We start from the raw sequence: 17207 nt of genomic DNA, 5'->3' as shown, positions 1-17207 counted from the left end.
CGGCCGTGACCGCAACCCTGATCTGGATCGTCGTCGTGCTCGTCGCGATAGGCGTGTACCTGAGCTGGACCGCCGGGCGGCTGGACCGGCTGCACGTGCGGATGGACGCCGCACGGGCCGCGCTCGACGCCCAGCTGCTGCGCCGGGCCTCCGTCGCGCAGGAACTGGCCACCTCGGGCGTGCTGGACCCGGCCGCCTCGATCGTGCTGTACGAGGCCGCGCACGCGGCCCGGCAGGCAGAGGAGGAGCAGCGGGAGGTCGCCGAGAGCGAGCTGAGCCAGGCGCTGCGCGCGGTCTTCGGGGAGCCGGCCCAGGTGGAGGCCGTACGCGAGGCCCCAGGAGGCGAGGAGGCGGCCCGTGAGCTGGCGGAGGCGGTCCGCAGGGTCCCGATGGCCCGCCGCTTCCACAACGACGCCGTGGGAGCCGCCCGCAGGCTCCGCGAGCACCGCAAGGTGCGCTGGTTCCGGCTGGCCGGGCACGCGCCGTTCCCGCTGGCCTTCGAGATGGACGACGAGCCGCCGGCCGCCCTGGTCGAGCGGGTCTCCTGAACGCCGGGCGAACCCGCCCGGTCCGAAAAGGATCCACCGGCTTGCCATTGGCCCTTGCTGTGGCCTGGTCCACTCGCGTTTCCTCGTCAGTGCAGCAAACCCTCTTCCCATCAGTGAGGTCACCCGTGTCCACCATCGAGAACCAGGCTCCCGAGACCGGCACCGCGCGCGTGAAGCGCGGCATGGCCGAGCAGCTCAAGGGCGGCGTGATCATGGACGTCGTCACGCCGGAGCAGGCGAAGATCGCCGAGGACGCGGGCGCCGTCGCCGTCATGGCCCTGGAGCGGGTCCCGGCCGACATCCGCAAGGACGGCGGCGTGGCCCGCATGTCCGACCCGGACATGATCGAGGGCATCATCGACGCCGTCTCGATCCCGGTCATGGCCAAGTCCCGCATCGGCCACTTCGTCGAGGCCCAGGTCCTGCAGTCCCTCGGCGTCGACTACATCGACGAGTCCGAGGTGCTCACCCCGGCCGACGAGGTCAACCACTCCGACAAGTGGGCCTTCACCACCCCGTTCGTGTGCGGCGCCACCAACCTGGGCGAGGCCCTGCGCCGCATCGCCGAGGGCGCCGCCATGATCCGCTCCAAGGGCGAGGCCGGTACCGGCAACGTCGTGGAGGCCGTCCGCCACCTGCGCCAGATCAAGGGCGACATCGCCCGCCTGCGCGGCCTGGACAACCACGAGCTGTACGCCGCCGCCAAGGAGCTGCGCGCCCCGTACGAGCTGGTCAAGGAGGTCGCCGAGCTGGGCAAGCTCCCGGTGGTCCTCTTCTCCGCCGGCGGCGTGGCCACCCCGGCCGACGCGGCCCTGATGCGCCAGCTCGGCGCCGAGGGCGTGTTCGTCGGCTCCGGCATCTTCAAGTCCGGCGACCCGGCCAAGCGCGCCGCCGCCATCGTGAAGGCCACCACCTTCTACGACGACCCGAAGATCATCGCGGACGCGTCCCGCAACCTCGGCGAGGCCATGGTCGGCATCAACTGCGACATCCTCCCCGAGTCCGAGCGCTACGCGAACCGCGGCTGGTAACTCCCACCCTCAGAGGACTGCGCGACACACATGACTGACGCACCCGTCATAGGCGTCCTGGCTCTCCAGGGCGACGTACGGGAGCACCTCATCGCCCTGGCCGCGGCCGACGCCGTGGCCAGGCCGGTGCGGCGCCCCGAGGAACTCGCCGAGGTCGACGGCCTCGTGCTGCCCGGCGGCGAGTCCACCACCATCTCCAAGCTGGCCGTCCTGTTCGGCGTGATGGAGCCCCTCCGCGCGCGTGTGCGCGACGGCATGCCCGTCTACGGCACCTGCGCCGGCATGATCATGCTCGCCGACAAGATCCTCGACCCGCGCTCGGGCCAGGAGACCATCGGCGGCATCGACATGATCGTGCGCCGCAACGCCTTCGGACGGCAGAACGAGTCCTTCGAGGCCGCGGTGGACGTGAAGGGCGTCTCCGGCGATCCCGTGGAGGGCGTCTTCATCCGCGCCCCCTGGGTGGAGTCGGTGGGCGCCGGGGCCGAGGTGCTCGCCGAGCACGACGGCCACATCGTCGCCGTCCGCCAGGGCAACGCGCTCGCCACCTCGTTCCACCCGGAGCTGACCGGTGACCACCGCGTGCACTCCCTGTTCGTCGACATGGTGCGCGCCAACCGGACGGCGGAGTCCTTGTAGGATCTCTGGCGTTCGTTCAGAGATGGGTTACGCGAAGGAGACAGGCAGATGTCCGGCCACTCTAAATGGGCCACGACGAAGCACAAGAAGGCCGTGATCGACGCCAAGCGCGGCAAGCTCTTCGCGAAGCTCATCAAGAACATCGAGGTCGCGGCCCGGATGGGCGGCGCGGACCCGGACGGCAACCCGACGCTGTACGACGCCATCCAGAAGGCGAAGAAGTCGTCGGTCCCGAACAAGAACATCGACTCCGCGGTCAAGCGCGGCGCGGGCCTGGAGGCCGGCGGCGCCGACTACGAGACGATCATGTACGAGGGCTACGGCCCGAACGGTGTCGCGGTGCTCATCGAGTGCCTCACCGACAACCGCAACCGCGCCGCCTCCGACGTCCGCGTCGCCATGACCCGCAACGGCGGCTCCATGGCCGACCCGGGCTCGGTGTCGTACCTGTTCAACCGCAAGGGTGTGGTCATCGTCCCCAAGGGCGAGCTGACCGAGGACGACGTGCTCGGCGCCGTCCTGGACGCCGGTGCCGAGGAGGTCAACGACCTCGGCGAGAACTTCGAGGTCATCAGCGAGGCGACCGACCTGGTCGCGGTCCGCACCGCGCTCCAGGAGGCCGGCATCGACTACGAGTCCGCCGAGGCCAACTTCGTCCCGACCATGCAGGTGGAGCTGGACGAGGAGGGCGCCAAGAAGATCTTCAAGCTGATCGACGCGCTCGAGGACAGCGACGACGTGCAGAACGTCTTCGCCAACTTCGACGTCAGCGACGAGATCATGGAGAAGGTCGAGGCGTAGCACGCACGGCTTGCGGCGGGCCGACGGGACACACCCCGTCGGCCCGCCGCTTTGTCAGTGCCACCCGATAGCCTGCACGAACAGGCGATCGGCAGGGGATCGGCAGGCCGTCGGAGGGAGGGGCGCGTGCGCGTACTGGGGGTGGACCCGGGACTGACCCGGTGCGGTGTCGGCGTCGTCGAGGGCGTCGCCGGCCGCCCGCTCACCATGCTCGGCGTCGGCGTCGTCCGCACCCCCGCGGACGCCGACCTCAGCCACCGCCTCCTCGCCGTCGAGCAGGGCATCGAGCAGTGGCTGGAGGAGCACCGGCCCGCGTTCGTCGCCGTCGAGCGCGTCTTCAGCCAGCACAACGTGCGCACGGTGATGGGCACCGCCCAGGCCAGCGCCGTCGCCATGCTGTGCGCCGCCCGGCGCGGCATCCCCGTGGCGCTGCACACCCCCAGTGAGGTCAAGGCCGCCGTCACCGGCTCGGGCCGGGCCGACAAGGCGCAGGTCGGCGCCATGGTCACCCGCCTGCTCCGGCTCTCCGCCCCGCCGAAGCCCGCCGACGCCGCCGACGCCCTCGCGCTCGCCATCTGCCACATCTGGCGCGCCCCCGCCCAGAACCGGCTGCAGCAGGCGGTCGCCCGCCACACACTCCACGCAACGAAAGGCCGTACGGCATGATCGCCTTCGTCAGCGGCACGGTCGCCGCGCTCGCCCCCGACGCCGCGGTCGTCGAGGTCGGCGGCGTCGGCATGGCCGTCCAGTGCACGCCGAACACCCTGTCCACACTCCGCGTCGGCCAGAGCGCCAAGCTGCACACCTCGCTCGTCGTCCGCGAGGACTCGCTGACGCTGTACGGCTTCGCGGACGACGACGAGCGCCAGGTCTTCGAACTGCTCCAGACCGCCAGCGGCGTCGGCCCGCGCCTCGCCCAGGCCATGCTCGCCGTGCACACCCCCGACGCGCTGCGCCGCGCCGTCGCCACCGGTGACGAGAAGGCGCTCACGGCCGTCCCCGGCATCGGCAAGAAGGGCGCACAGAAACTGCTGCTGGAGCTGAAGGACCGGCTCGGCGAACCCCTCGGCGCCCCCGCCATCGGCACCCCGGTCACCCAGGGCTGGCGCGACCAGCTGCACGCGGCCCTCATCGGTCTCGGCTACGCCACCCGCGAGGCCGACGAGGCCGTCGCCGCGGTCGCCCCCCAGGCCGAGGCCGGGGGCGGCACCCCGCAGGTCGGCCCGCTGCTGAGAGCCGCGCTGCAGACCCTGAACCGCGCCCGCTGACCCCGAGCCGAAGGCACACGCACATGAACTGGGACGACACGACCGGCACGCCCGCCCCCGAGCGGCTGGTGGGCTCGGTCGCCGACCGCGAGGACCAGGCCGTCGAGGCCGCGCTGCGGCCCAAGGACCTCGGCGAGTTCATCGGCCAGGAGAAGGTCCGCGAACAGCTCGACCTCGTGCTGCGGGCCGCACGCGCGCGGGGCGCCACCGCCGACCACGTCCTCCTGTCCGGCGCGCCCGGCCTGGGCAAGACCACCCTGTCGATGATCATCGCGGCCGAGATGGGCGCGCCCATCCGCATCACCTCTGGACCCGCCATCCAGCACGCCGGCGACCTCGCCGCGATCCTGTCCTCCCTCCAGGAGGGCGAGGTCCTCTTCCTCGACGAGATCCACCGCATGTCCCGGCCCGCCGAGGAGATGCTGTACATGGCGATGGAGGACTTCCGGGTCGACGTCATCGTCGGCAAGGGCCCCGGCGCCACCGCCATCCCGCTGGAGCTGCCCCCCTTCACCCTGGTCGGCGCCACCACGCGCGCGGGCCTGCTGCCGCCCCCGCTGCGCGACCGCTTCGGCTTCACCGCGCACATGGAGTTCTACGAGCCGCACGAGCTGGAGCGGGTCGTGCACCGCTCGGCGAGCCTGCTCGACGTCGAGATCGAGCCGGACGGCGCCGCCGAGATCGCCGGCCGCTCCCGCGGCACCCCCCGCATCGCCAACCGCCTGCTGCGCCGCGTCCGCGACTACGCGCAGGTCAAGGCGGACGGCCTGATCACCCGCGAGATCGCGGCGGCGGCCCTCGCCGTGTACGAGGTCGACGCGCGCGGCCTCGACCGGCTCGACCGCGCCGTCCTCGAAGCCCTGCTGAAGCTGTTCGGCGGCGGCCCGGTCGGCCTGTCCACGCTGGCCGTGGCGGTGGGGGAGGAGCGGGAGACCGTCGAGGAGGTCGCCGAGCCGTTCCTGGTCCGGGAGGGGCTGCTCGCCCGCACCCCCCGCGGCCGGGTCGCCACGCCCGCCGCCTGGGCGCACCTCGGCCTCACCCCGCCCCGCTCGGCGACCGGCGGAAACGGGCAACAGGACCTGTTCGGGAGCTGACCGCGCAATGATGGAAGTGGGACGGCGCAGGCATTGGCCCCGGCAGGAACTCAGGTGCCATGCTGAGCGTTGTTCCATGCGCGTGGACTCGCTTAGACTCCGCCGATGCCGCCCATGCGGGCGGCGCCGACCCACACCCCCATCAACAGGCCGCTCTCCGTCGCGGTCGCGCGAAGGAAACCCCGTCCCGTGAATGCCTTTACCCTTCTCCCCTTCATCGTGCTCATCGCGGCCATGTTCCTCATGACGCGCTCGGCCAAGAAGAAGCAGCAGCAGGCCGCCCAGATGCGCAACGAGATGCAGCCCGGCTCCGGTGTGCGCACGATCGGGGGTATCTACGCGACGGTCAAGGAGGTCAACGAGGAAACCGTCCTCCTCGACGCCGGGCCGGGCGTCGAGCTCCTCTTCGCCAAGAACGCGATCGGCGCCGTCCTCAGCGACGACGAGTACAACCGCATCGTCCACGGCATCGAGCACGACCTGAAGTCCGACACCGACATCGTCCCGGACGACGCCTCCTCCCTCACCGAGACCGACGACTCCGACTCGCCCGCTGCCGCCGCCTCCGACGACAAGGCCGTCGACCTCGGTAAGAAGGACGCCGACGAGGGCGACACCGACGCGGCCGAGGCCGCCGAGGCCAAGGCGGAGGACGCTCCGAAGAAGACCGAAGGCGACTCCGACGCGAAGTAGTCACGCCCCGGTGGTGCGTTGCGCGGCATAATCACGCCCCGCGCACCACCGGGCGTGTGTTTCCCGTACGGGACAGCCCGACACCATGTCATGGCCGACCGCGCCCACCGGCGCGAGCGGCCCGAGAGGGAGTACGAGAAGGTGGCAGCACCTAAGAGGGGCCGGAGCGCGAGCGCCCAGAGCAAACCAGGGCGCTCGCTGGCCCTCATCCTGATCGCCATCGTGGCGCTCACCGGAGGCATGTTCCTCTCCGGAAACACCACTCCGCGTCTCGGCATCGACCTCGCCGGTGGTACGAGCATCACGCTCAAGGCGAAGGCCGATCAGGGGTCCGCGATCAACAAGGCCAACATGGACACCGCGGTCGACATCATGAACCGCCGTGTCAACGGCCTCGGCGTCTCCGAGGCGGAGGTGCAGACCCAGGGGACCGACAACATCATCGTCAACATCCCCAAGGGCACCAACTCCAAGCAGGCCCAGCAGCAGGTCGGCACCACCGCCAAGCTGTACTTCCGCCCGGTCCTCGCCAGCGAGCCCAGCGGCGGCGCCGCACAGAGCCCCTCGCCGAGCGCCTCCCCGAGCGGCAGCGCCAAGCCGAGCCCCACCGCCTCCTCCACCTCCAAGGAGAAGGCGTCCTCATCCTCCACCGCGTCCCCCACGGCCTCGGCGACCTCCCGGGGCCGCGCCGTCACCGACGCGCTGAAGGCCGGCTCCACGCCGTCGCCGAGCACGTCGGCCTCGGGCGGCGCCAAGCCGTCGGCCACCCCCTCGGCCAACCCCTCGGCCTCCTCCAGCGCCTCCGCCGCCGCGGCGAAGCTCCAGGCCCAGTACGCCGCCCTGGACTGCACCAAGCCCGCCGAGCGGGCCAAGGTCGGAGGCGCCGCCAAGCCCGGCGAGCCCACCGTCGCCTGCGGCCAGATCAGGAAGGCCTGGTACAAGTACATCCTCGGCCCGGCCGCCGTCGACGGCACCGAGGTGAAGAAGGCGCAGGCCGTCTTCGACACCCAGGGCGCCTCCGGCTGGCAGGTCCAGATGAACTTCACCTCCGGCGGTGCCAAGAAGTTCGCGGACATCACCGGCCAGCTGGCGAAGAACCAGTCCCCGCAGAACGAGTTCGGCATCGTCCTCGACGGCGAGGTCGTCTCCAGCCCGTACGTCAGCCAGGCCATCACCGGCGGCCAGGCGGAGATCACCGGCAGCTTCACCCAGCAGGACGCCCAGAGCCTCGCCAACATGCTGTCGTACGGCGCCCTGCCGCTGTCCTTCCAGGAGCAGTCCGTCACCACCGTCACCGCCGCGCTCGGCGGTGAGCAGCTGCACGCCGGTCTGCTCGCCGGCGCGATCGGCCTCGCCCTGGTCGTGATCTACCTGGTCGTCTACTACCGCGGCCTGTCGCTCGTCGCCATGGCCTCGCTGGTGGTCTCCGCGATCCTCACCTACGTGATCATGTCGCTGCTCGGCCCGGCCATCGGCTTCGCGCTGAACCTGCCGGCCGTCTGCGGCGCCATCGTCGCCATCGGCATCACCGCGGACTCGTTCATCGTGTACTTCGAACGCATCCGGGACGAGATCCGCGAGGGCCGCTCGCTGCGCCCCGCCGTCGAGCGGGCCTGGCCGCGCGCCCGGCGCACCGTCCTCGTCTCCGACTTCGTGTCGTTCCTCGCCGCGGCCGTCCTGTTCATCGTGACCGTCGGCAAGGTCCAGGGCTTCGCGTTCACGCTCGGCCTGACCACCCTGCTCGACGTCGTCGTGGTCTTCCTGTTCACCAAGCCGCTGATGACGCTCCTCGCCCGCCGCAGGTTCTTCGCGAGCGGCCACAAGTGGTCCGGCCTCGACCCGAAGAGCCTGGGTGCCAAGCCGCCGCTGCGCCGCACCCGCCGTCCCGCCGGCCCCGCCGGCTCTGTCGACCCGAAGGAGGCCTGAGCGATGTCGAAACTGGGCAACCTCGGCGCTCGACTGCACCGCGGCGAGATCTCGTACGACTTCGTCGGCAAGCGCAAGATCTGGTACGGCGTCTCCATCCTGATCACCATCACGGCCATCGTCGGCCTGGCGGTGCGCGGCCTGAACATGGGCATCGAGTTCAAGGGCGGCGCGGTCTTCACCACGCCGACCCACATGAGCACATCGGTGACCCAGGCGGAGAACTACGCCAAGGACGCCTCCGGCCATGAGGCGATCGTGCAGAAGCTCGGCAACGGCAGCCTGCGCATCCAGATCGCCGGCATCGACACCGGCCAGTCCGACAGGATCAAGCAGGAACTGGCCAAGGACCTCAAGCTCGACCCCGAGAAGCTCGCCGCCGACCTGGTCGGCCCGAGCTGGGGGCAGCAGATCGCCGACAAGGCCTGGGAGGGCCTGGGCATCTTCATGGTGCTCGTGGTGATCTATCTGGCCATCGCCTTCGAATGGCGCATGGCCATCGCGGCCCTGGTCGCGCTGATCCACGACATCACCATCACCACCGGTATCTACGCCCTGGTCGGCTTCGAGGTCACACCCGGTACGGTCATCGGTCTGCTGACGATCCTCGGTTACTCGCTCTACGACACGGTCGTCGTCTTCGACAGCCTCAAGGAGCAGACGAAGGACATCACCAAGCAGACCCGCTTCACCTTCAGCGACATCGCCAACCAGTCGATCAACGGCACGCTGGTGCGTTCCATCAACACCACGGTCGTCGCGCTGCTGCCCGTCGCGGGCCTGCTGTTCATCGGCGGCGGGTTCCTCGGCGCGGGCACGCTGAACGACATCTCGCTGTCGCTGTTCGTCGGCCTCGCCGCCGGTGCCTACTCGTCCATCTTCATCGCCACCCCGCTCGTCGCCGACCTCAAGGAGCGCGAGCCGGCGATGAAGGCCCTCGCCAAGCGGGTCATGGCCAAGCGCGCCCAGGCCGCCGCGGAGGAGGACCTCGCCGCCGACCGCGGTGACGACCCCGAGGACGCGGCCGCCGCCGTCGTGGGCCCCCGCAACCAGCCCGCCTCCCGCAGCCGGGGCGGCCGCGGCCGACCGTCGGGGAAGCGCCGATGACGGAGATCAGGGACCTGCTGCTCAGCCGCATCCGGGACGTCGCCGACTATCCGGAGCCGGGCGTGATGTTCAAGGACATCACCCCGCTCCTCGCGGACCCGGCCGCGTTCACGGCGCTCACCGACGCGCTGGCCGAGATCGCCGCGAACACCGGCGCGACCAAGGTCGTCGGCCTGGAGGCCCGGGGCTTCATCCTGGGCGCCCCGGTCGCCGTCCGCGCGGGCCTCGGCTTCATTCCGGTCCGCAAGGCGGGCAAGCTCCCCGGAGCGACGCTGCGCCAGGCGTACGACCTGGAGTACGGCTCGGCGGAGATCGAGGTGCACGCCGAGGACCTCTCCTCCGGCGACCGCGTCCTCATCGTGGACGACGTCCTCGCCACGGGCGGCACCGCCGAGGCCGCGATCCATCTGATCCAGCGCGCCGGCGCCGAGGTCTGCGGGCTCGCCGTCCTGATGGAGCTGGGCTTCCTGGACGGCCGGGCCCGCCTGCAGCCCGCCCTGGGCGAGGCCCCGCTGGAGGCACTGCTCCAGGTCTGAACGAACGCTGCACAAAGCGGCGCGGGCCCTGGCCCGGGCCGCTTTGTCCATTCCCCCGCACCGAGCGGGGTCGGCGGGGGCGGCTCGCGTCCCCGGCGACGGTGGGAGGGTCCACAGGGATCCCGCACCGCGATCCCGCACCGCGCCGACCGCGAGGACCCCGGCGACGGCGAGGAGAGTGCGCCGGGACCCCGCGCCCTGCCGGTGGCCAGGGCGGCCCCGTAGGGCTCCCCGGGAGCCGCGGAAGGTCACCCGCGCGACGCCTGCCGCACGCCCCCGAATCACTCTGAGTCCACCTTCCGGAATCCGGTGGGAGTCTCTCGTGTTTCAGGGGTAGACGGTCCTCACTTCCGGCTGAGGGCGATGACCAGCCGCAGGATCGCTACCATGGGATCTCCGGAGCCTGACCGGGGGACCCGGATCGCGCACGAGGAGTCCTCTTGCCAGACGAGGCCCAGCACCTGACCGCCGCAAAGCCCGAGTCCGCCTCGGCCGCCGCGGCGAAGCCCGCGCAGAACGTGTCCAACGCGAAGAACGACACCCGCGGGCCGATCGAGCACGCCCAGTCCGCGCCCGTCGAAAAGGCAGCCGAGGCCTCGCGTCCCAAGCCGGCCCCGCCCGAGCGCCCGGCGCAGCCGCCCGTGGTCCGCCAGCCCGCCGGACAGCCCCGCACCGGCTCCTCCAACCGCGTCCGCGCCCGTCTGGCCCGGCTCGGCGTGCAGCGCGCGAACCCCTACAACCCGGTTCTCGAGCCACTGCTGCGGATAGTGCGCAGCAACGACCCGAAGATCGAGAACTCCACCCTGCGCCAGATCGAGCGCGCCTACCAGGTCGCCGAGCGCTGGCACCGCGGCCAGAAGCGCAAGAGCGGCGACCCGTACATCACGCACCCGCTCGCCGTGACCACCATCCTCGCCGAGCTGGGCATGGATCCGGCCACCCTGATGGCGGGCCTGCTGCACGACACCGTCGAGGACACCGAGTACGGCCTCGACCAGCTGCGCCGCGACTTCGGCGACACCGTCGCCCTGCTCGTCGACGGCGTGACAAAACTGGACAAGGTCAAGTTCGGCGAGGCCGCGCAGGCCGAGACCGTGCGCAAGATGGTCGTCGCCATGGCCAAGGACCCGCGGGTGCTGGTCATCAAGCTCGCCGACCGCCTGCACAACATGCGCACCATGCGCTACCTGAAGCGCGAGAAGCAGGAGAAGAAGGCGCGCGAGACCCTCGAGATCTACGCGCCGCTCGCCCACCGCCTCGGCATGAACACCATCAAGTGGGAGCTGGAGGACCTCGCCTTCGCGATCCTCTACCCCAAGATGTACGACGAGATCGTACGACTGGTGGCCGAGCGGGCGCCGAAGCGCGACGAGTACCTGGCCATAGTGACCGACGAGGTCCAGGCAGACCTGCGCGCCGCCCGCATCAAGGCGACCGTCACCGGCCGCCCGAAGCACTACTACAGCGTCTACCAGAAGATGATCGTCCGCGGCCGTGACTTCGCGGAGATCTACGACCTGGTGGGCATCCGCGTCCTCGTCGACACGGTCCGCGACTGCTACGCCGCCCTGGGCACCGTGCACGCGCGATGGAACCCGGTCCCCGGCCGGTTCAAGGACTACATCGCGATGCCCAAGTTCAACATGTACCAGTCGCTGCACACGACGGTCATCGGGCCCAACGGCAAGCCGGTCGAGCTGCAGATCCGCACCTTCGACATGCACCGCCGCGCCGAATACGGCATCGCCGCGCACTGGAAGTACAAGCAGGAGGCCGTCGCCGGCGCCTCCAAGGTCCGCACGGACGCGCCCAGGACGTCCGCGAAGGACAAGGACGCCATCAACGACATGGCGTGGCTGCGGCAGCTGCTGGACTGGCAGAAGGAGACCGAGGACCCGGGCGAGTTCCTGGAGTCCCTGCGCTTCGACCTGTCCCGCAACGAGGTCTTCGTCTTCACCCCCAAGGGCGATGTCATCGCGCTGCCCGCGGGCGCCACCCCCGTCGACTTCGCGTACGCCGTCCACACCGAGGTCGGCCACCGCACCATAGGAGCGCGGGTCAACGGCAGGCTCGTACCGCTCGAATCCACCCTGGACAACGGCGACCTGGTGGAGGTCTTCACCTCCAAGGCGCCCGGCGCCGGACCCTCCCGCGACTGGCTAGGCTTCGTCAAGTCGCCCCGGGCGCGCAACAAGATCCGCGCCTGGTTCTCCAAGGAGCGCCGGGACGAGGCGATCGAGCAGGGCAAGGACGCGATCGTCCGGGCGATGCGCAAGCAGAACCTGCCGATCCAGCGCATCCTCACCGGCGACTCCCTCGTCACGCTCGCGCACGAGATGCGGTACTCGGACATCTCCGCCCTCTACGCGGCGATCGGCGAGGGCCATGTCTCCGCGCAGAACATCGTGCAGAAGCTCGTCCAGGCACTCGGCGGTGAGGAGGCGGCCACCGAGGAGATCGACGAGACCGTCCCGCCGTCCCGCAGCCGGGGCCGCAAGCGCCGCTCCAGCGCCGACCCCGGCGTCGTGGTCAAGGGCGTCGAGGACGTGTGGGTCAAGCTGGCCCGCTGCTGCACGCCGGTGCCGGGCGACCCGATCATCGGGTTCGTCACCCGGGGCAGCGGCGTCTCGGTGCACCGCAGCGACTGCGTGAACGTCGAGTCGCTGTCCCGTGAGCCGGAGCGCATCCTCGACGTCGAGTGGGCGCCCACCCAGTCCTCGGTCTTCCTGGTCGCCATACAGGTCGAGGCGCTGGACCGCTCCCGGCTGCTGTCGGACGTCACCCGCGTGCTGTCCGACCAGCACGTCAACATCCTCTCCGCGGCCGTCCAGACCTCCCGCGACCGGGTCGCCACCTCCCGCTTCACCTTCGAGATGGGCGACCCCAAGCACCTCGGGCACGTCCTGAAGGCCGTCCGGGGCGTGGAGGGCGTGTACGACGTCTACCGCGTGACGTCGGGACGCAGCCGGTCGTAAACCGTCAGCCAGTTCCGTGGACAGGCACGGAAAAGGCCCCGTACGCGCCGTACGGGGCCTTTCACCTGAGGACCGGGGGATCAGCCGCCGAACTCCTGCAGGCCCTTCAGAGCCTGGTCCAGGAGCGCCTGGCGGCCCTCCAGCTCACGCTCCAGCTTCTCGGCCTTGGCGTTGTTGCCCTGGGCGCGAGCCTGCTCGATCTGCGTCTTCAGCTTGTCGACGGCGGCCTGCAGCTGACCGGTCAGCCCCTCGGCACGCGCGCGTGCCTCCGGGTTCGTGCGGCGCCACTCGGCCTCCTCGGCCTCCTGCAGGGCCCGCTCGACCGCGTGCATCCGGCCCTCGACCTTGGGACGCGCGTCGCGCGGCACGTGGCCGATGGCCTCCCAGCGCTCGTTGATCGAACGGAAGGCGGCCCGCGCGGCCTTCAGGTCGCCGATCGGCAGCAGCTTCTCGGCCTCCTCGGCCAGCTCCTCCTTCAGCTTCAGGTTCTCCGCCTGCTCCGCGTCCCGCTCCGCGAACACCGAGCTGCGGGCCGCGAAGAACACGTCCTGGGCGCCGCGGAAGCGGTTCCACAGGTCGTCCTCGTGCTCGCGCTGGGCGCGGCCCGCGGCCTTCCACTGCGCCATCAGCTCGCGGTAGCGGGCGGCCGTCGGACCCCAGTCCGTCGAACCGGACAGCGCCTCGGCCTCCGCGACCAGCCGCTCCTTCGTCCGGCGGGCCTCCTCGCGCTGCGCGTCGAGCTGCGCGAAGTGCGCCTTGCGCCGCTTGGAGAACGCCGACCGGGCGTGCGAGAAACGGTGCCAGAGATCGTCATCCGACTTGCGGTCCAGACGCGGCAGACCCTTCCAGGTGTCCACCAGCGCCCGCAGCCGCTCACCGGCGGCCCGCCACTGGTCGGACTGCGCCAGCTGCTCGGCCTCGGCGACCAGGTCCTCCTTGGCCTTGCGGGCCTCGTCGGACTGCCTGGCCCGCTGCGCCTTGCGCTCCTCGCGGCGCTTGTCGACGGTCTCCACCAGCTTGTCCAGCCGCGCCCGCAGCGCGTCCAGGTCGCCGACCGCGTGGTGCGCGTCCACCTGCTCGCACAGGTGGTCGATCGCGGCCATGGCGTCCTTCGACGACAGGTCGGTGGTCCGCACTCGCTTCTCGAGGAGGCCGATCTCGACAACCAGGCCCTCGTACTTGCGCTCGAAGTAGGCCAGTGCCTCCTCGGGGGAGCCGGCCGCCCAGGAGCCGACGACCTTCTCGCCGTCGGCCGTACGCACGTACACGGTCCCCGTCTCGTCGACGCGGCCCCACGGGTCGCTGCTCACAGCGCCTCCTCCACATGATGCCTGCGCAGGGCCTCAGCGCCCCGGGGCATCGTCCACAGTTTCGTCACGGCCAACATAGGCGACCGGCGGGTTGCCTGTCCGCATCCAGCGCGACCGAAATTCCGCAGTTGGCCGTCCTTGGCCGTCCTCGCGGTCAGGACTTCGTCACCGTCGCCTTGTTGATCACCACGGTCGCGTTGGGAGCGGTGTTGCCGGAGGTGGGATCGGCCGGCTGGGCGCCGGCGGCGGCGATCTTCTGGAGCACCTTCATGCCGGCCGGCGACACCGTGCCGAACGGGGTGTAGCTGGGCGGCAGCGGGCTGTTCTTGTAGACCAGGAAGAACTGGCTGCCGCCGGTGTGCTTCTGGCCGGTGTTGGCCATCGCCACCGTGCCCGCCGGATAGGTGTTGCCCTTCAGGCTCTTGTCCTTCAGGTTCTCGTCCGGGAGCGTGTAGCCCGGCCCGCCCATGCCGGTGCCCTGCGGGTCGCCGCACTGCAGCACGAAGATCCCGTCCGTGGTCAGGCGGTGGCACTTCGTGTGGTCGAAGAAGCCCTGGCCCGCCAGGAAGTTGAACGAGTTCACCGTGTGCGGGGCCGCCGCCGTCTTCAGCGCGATGTCGATGTCACCGCACGTCGTGGCGAGCTTCATCGTGTACTTCGCCGACGTGTCGATCGTCATCGCCGGCTCCTTCTTCCAGCTCAGCTTCTTCGCCGAGCCGGCCGCCGGCTTCGCGCACGGGTCCGGGGCCTTGCTGGTCGGCGAGGCGCTGGGCGTGACGTCCGCTGCGGTGTTGGTCTTCTTGTCGTCGCCGCCCTTGAACACATCGGTCGTGTACAGCACGACACTTCCGATGACGACGATGCCCAGTACCGACGCGATCACGGAGTTGCGCACGCGGGCCTTGCGGCGCGCCTGGGTGCGCCGCTGCTGCTGCCGCAAGAACTTCTCCCGGGCGAGCTGACGCCGCCGCTGCTCCTGGCTGACCACCGGGTTCTCTCCTCATGCGTGTCGATGCGTGTCGTGTGCCGACCGGTACGCGTGCGTGCTCGTGAGCCGACCGCTGTGTGTAGCCCCGTACCGTATATGGGTTAGCTGAGGAAACGGCAGCGCCGGTAGGCTCTGGACCACAGCTTGTGGTCACCCGTATCGACACAACGAAGGACGATCGTGCTCATTGCCGGGTTCCCCGCCGGGGCCTGGGGGACGAACTGTTATCTCGTCGCCCCCGCCGCCGGTGAGGAGTGCGTGATCATCGACCCCGGCCACCAGGCCGCCGAAGGCGTCGAGGAAGCACTGAAGAAGCATCGGCTCAAGCCCGTCGCCGTCGTCCTCACCCACGGGCACATCGATCACGTGGCCTCGGTCGTCCCGGTCTGCGGCGCGCACGACGTGCCGGCCTGGATCCACCCCGAGGACCGGTACATGATGAGCGACCCCGAGAAGGCGCTCGGCCGGTCCATCGGCATGCCGCTGATGGGCGAGCTGACCGTGGGGGAGCCGGACGACGTCCGCGAGCTGGCGAACGGCACCACCCTCGACCTGGCCGGCCTGGAGTTCTCCGTCGCGCACGCACCGGGCCATACCAAGGGGTCGGTGACCTTCCGGATGCCCGAGACCGCCGACGTCCCGTCGGTGTTCTTCTCCGGGGATCTGCTGTTCGCCGGCTCCATCGGACGCACCGATCTGCCGGGCGGATCCATGGCGGACATGCTCGAGTCGCTGGCGCGCGTGTGCCTGCCGCTCGACGACTCCACCGTGGTGCTGTCCGGCCACGGCCCCCAGACGACCATCGGCCAGGAGCGCGCCACCAACCCCTATCTGCGGCAGGTGGCGGCCGGCCAGGGAGCGGACGCGAGCACCGCTCCCCGACGAGGAATGTGACGAGAGAGCCTTTCGTGAGTACCTTCCAGGCCCCCAAGGGCACCTATGACCTGCTGCCGCCGGACTCGGCCACGTATCTGGCGGTCCGCGAGGCGATCGCCGCCCCGCTGCGCAACTCCGGATACGGCTACATCGAGACGCCCGGCTTCGAGAACGTCGAGCTGTTCGCGCGCGGGGTCGGCGAGTCCACCGACATCGTGACCAAGGAGATGTACGCCTTCGAGACCAAGGGCGGCGACAAGCTCGCCCTGCGCCCCGAGGGCACCGCCTCCGTGCTGCGCGCGGCCCTGGAGGCCAACCTGCACAAGGCGGGCAACCTCCCGGTCAAGCTGTGGTATTCGGGGTCGTACTACCGCTACGAGAAGCCGCAGAAGGGCCGTTACCGGCACTTCTCCCAGGTCGGCGCCGAGGCGATCGGCGCGGAGGACCCGGCGCTGGACGCCGAGCTGATCATCCTGGCCGACCAGGCGTACCGCTCGCTCGGTCTCAGCCGGTTCCGGATCCTGCTCAACAGCCTGGGCGACAAGGAGTGCCGCCCGGTGTACCGGACCGCGCTGCAGGACTTCCTGCGCGGCCTGGACCTGGACGAGGACACCCGGCGCCGTGTCGACATCAACCCCCTGCGGGTGCTGGACGACAAGCGCGAGTCGGTGCAGAAGCAGCTCACCGGCGCCCCGCTGCTGCGCGACTACCTGTGCGACGCCTGCAAGGCCTACCACGAGGAGGTCCGCGAGCTGATCACGGCGGCGGGCGTGGCCTTCGAGGACGACCCGAAGCTGGTGCGCGGCCTGGACTACTACACCCGCACCACCTTCGAGTTCGTGCACGACGGGCTGGGCTCGCAGTCCGCGGTCGGCGGCGGCGGCCGCTACGACGGCCTGTCCGAGATGATCGGCGGCCCCGCGCTGCCGTCGGTCGGCTGGGCCCTCGGCGTCGACCGCACGGTCCTCGCCCTGGAGGCGGAGGGCGTTCGGCTGGACCTGCCGTCCACCACGTCGGTCTACGCGGTCCCGCTCGGCGAGGAGGCCCGCCGCGTGCTGTTCGCGAAGGTCACCGAGCTGCGCAAGGTCGGCATCGCGGCGGACTTCAGTTACGGCGGCAAGGGCCTGAAGGGCGCCATGAAGAACGCCAACCGCAGCGGCGCCCGGTACACGATCGTGGCCGGCGAGCGCGACCTCGCCGAGGGCGTCGTCCAGCTCAAGGACATGGAGTCCGGCGATCAGACGGCGGTCGGCGTGAACGAGATCGTGGCGGAACTGGAATCCCGTCTCGGCTAGCGAGCGCAACGAGAGGGCGCCGGAGACCCGGCGCCCTCTCAGGGTTCGCCCTCCGGGCGGCCGTCAACTCCGCGGGCGCCGCTTCCCTCTGCCGGACGGTTTTCCGCCGAGGGCGTTCGT

General features: G+C 70.6%; 16 protein-coding genes. 14 read left to right on the top strand and 2 right to left on the bottom strand.

The genetic code is table 11. From position 1 onward, the window contains the following. Positions 1-5: 5 nt before the first annotated feature. The 12 genes from ACGFZN_RS20725 (at position 6) to ACGFZN_RS20670 (ending at position 12618) form a co-directional block, all read left to right on the top strand. Entirely contained in the window at positions 6-548 is a 543-nt protein-coding gene (locus ACGFZN_RS20725; protein ID WP_393859930.1) for a hypothetical protein, read from the top strand. Between the two features lie 125 nt (positions 549-673). Continuing rightward, positions 674-1579, top strand: coding sequence for a pyridoxal 5'-phosphate synthase lyase subunit PdxS (gene pdxS, locus ACGFZN_RS20720; protein ID WP_393859929.1), 906 nt, complete (start codon positions 674-676; stop codon positions 1577-1579). Positions 1580-1609: 30 nt separating this feature from the next. Continuing rightward, positions 1610-2218, top strand: coding sequence for a pyridoxal 5'-phosphate synthase glutaminase subunit PdxT (gene pdxT / locus ACGFZN_RS20715; RefSeq protein WP_393859928.1), 609 nt, complete (start codon positions 1610-1612; stop codon positions 2216-2218). A 48-nt stretch (positions 2219-2266) separates the two neighbouring features. Then, positions 2267-3019, top strand: a complete 753-nt coding sequence (locus ACGFZN_RS20710; RefSeq protein ID WP_393859927.1) for a YebC/PmpR family DNA-binding transcriptional regulator — start codon at positions 2267-2269, stop codon at positions 3017-3019. A gap of 126 nt (positions 3020-3145) precedes the next feature. Next, positions 3146-3685: a crossover junction endodeoxyribonuclease RuvC gene (ruvC, locus tag ACGFZN_RS20705; protein ID WP_393859926.1), complete on the top strand. Its 540-nt coding sequence runs from the start codon at positions 3146-3148 to the stop codon at positions 3683-3685. Next, positions 3682-4287 carry a Holliday junction branch migration protein RuvA gene (gene ruvA / locus ACGFZN_RS20700; RefSeq protein ID WP_393859925.1) on the top strand — a complete coding sequence of 202 codons (606 nt, stop codon included), beginning with the start codon at positions 3682-3684 and terminating at the stop codon, positions 4285-4287. The genes ruvC and ruvA overlap by 4 nt, the downstream gene beginning before the upstream one ends. 23 nt (positions 4288-4310) lie before the next feature. Then, positions 4311-5381, top strand: coding sequence for a Holliday junction branch migration DNA helicase RuvB (ruvB, locus tag ACGFZN_RS20695; protein WP_393859924.1), 1071 nt, complete (start codon positions 4311-4313; stop codon positions 5379-5381). 189 nt (positions 5382-5570) lie between these two features. After that, positions 5571-6074 (top strand): preprotein translocase subunit YajC, encoded by a 504-nt coding sequence (gene yajC, locus ACGFZN_RS20690; protein WP_393859923.1) that lies wholly within the window; start codon positions 5571-5573, stop codon positions 6072-6074. Between the two features lie 141 nt (positions 6075-6215). Beyond that, the gene (gene secD, locus ACGFZN_RS20685; protein ID WP_393859922.1) at positions 6216-8000 is read left to right on the top strand and encodes a protein translocase subunit SecD; all 1785 of its coding nucleotides are present in this window, start codon (positions 6216-6218) and stop codon (positions 7998-8000) included. 3 nt (positions 8001-8003) lie between these two features. After that, positions 8004-9107 (top strand): protein translocase subunit SecF, encoded by a 1104-nt coding sequence (gene secF / locus ACGFZN_RS20680; RefSeq protein ID WP_393859921.1) that lies wholly within the window; start codon positions 8004-8006, stop codon positions 9105-9107. Next, positions 9104-9643 (top strand): adenine phosphoribosyltransferase, encoded by a 540-nt coding sequence (locus tag ACGFZN_RS20675; protein WP_393859920.1) that lies wholly within the window; start codon positions 9104-9106, stop codon positions 9641-9643. Before secF ends, ACGFZN_RS20675 begins: the two co-directional genes overlap by 4 nt. Positions 9644-10083: 440 nt before the next feature. Continuing rightward, positions 10084-12618, top strand: a complete 2535-nt coding sequence (locus ACGFZN_RS20670; RefSeq protein ID WP_393859919.1) for a RelA/SpoT family protein — start codon at positions 10084-10086, stop codon at positions 12616-12618. Positions 12619-12698: 80 nt separating this feature from the next. Here ACGFZN_RS20670 and ACGFZN_RS20665 read toward each other — a convergent pair whose 3' ends face one another. Both ACGFZN_RS20665 and ACGFZN_RS20660 read right to left on the bottom strand, forming a co-directional pair. After that, positions 12699-13928, bottom strand: coding sequence for a DUF349 domain-containing protein (locus tag ACGFZN_RS20665; RefSeq protein ID WP_393859918.1), 1230 nt, complete (start codon positions 13926-13928; stop codon positions 12699-12701). Between the two features lie 154 nt (positions 13929-14082). After that, positions 14083-14916: a peptidylprolyl isomerase gene (locus ACGFZN_RS20660; protein WP_393859917.1), complete on the bottom strand. Its 834-nt coding sequence runs from the start codon at positions 14914-14916 to the stop codon at positions 14083-14085. A gap of 180 nt (positions 14917-15096) precedes the next feature. Between ACGFZN_RS20660 and ACGFZN_RS20655 the strand changes: the two genes are divergently transcribed. Together ACGFZN_RS20655 and hisS are read left to right on the top strand one after the other, a co-directional pair. Beyond that, complete coding sequence (locus ACGFZN_RS20655; protein WP_393859916.1) at positions 15097-15810, top strand: MBL fold metallo-hydrolase; 714 nt, start codon at positions 15097-15099, stop codon at positions 15808-15810. Positions 15811-15824: 14 nt separating this feature from the next. After that, complete coding sequence (gene hisS / locus ACGFZN_RS20650; protein WP_393859915.1) at positions 15825-17087, top strand: histidine--tRNA ligase; 1263 nt, start codon at positions 15825-15827, stop codon at positions 17085-17087. Positions 17088-17207: the final 120 nt, after the last annotated feature.

It is taken from the genome of Streptomyces sp. NPDC048192, from assembly GCF_043202415.1.
Taxonomy (GTDB): Bacteria; Actinomycetota; Actinomycetes; order Streptomycetales; family Streptomycetaceae; genus Streptomyces.
Note: the sequence above shows the minus strand (reverse complement) of the source record. Positions and strands in the feature narration are given on the sequence as shown.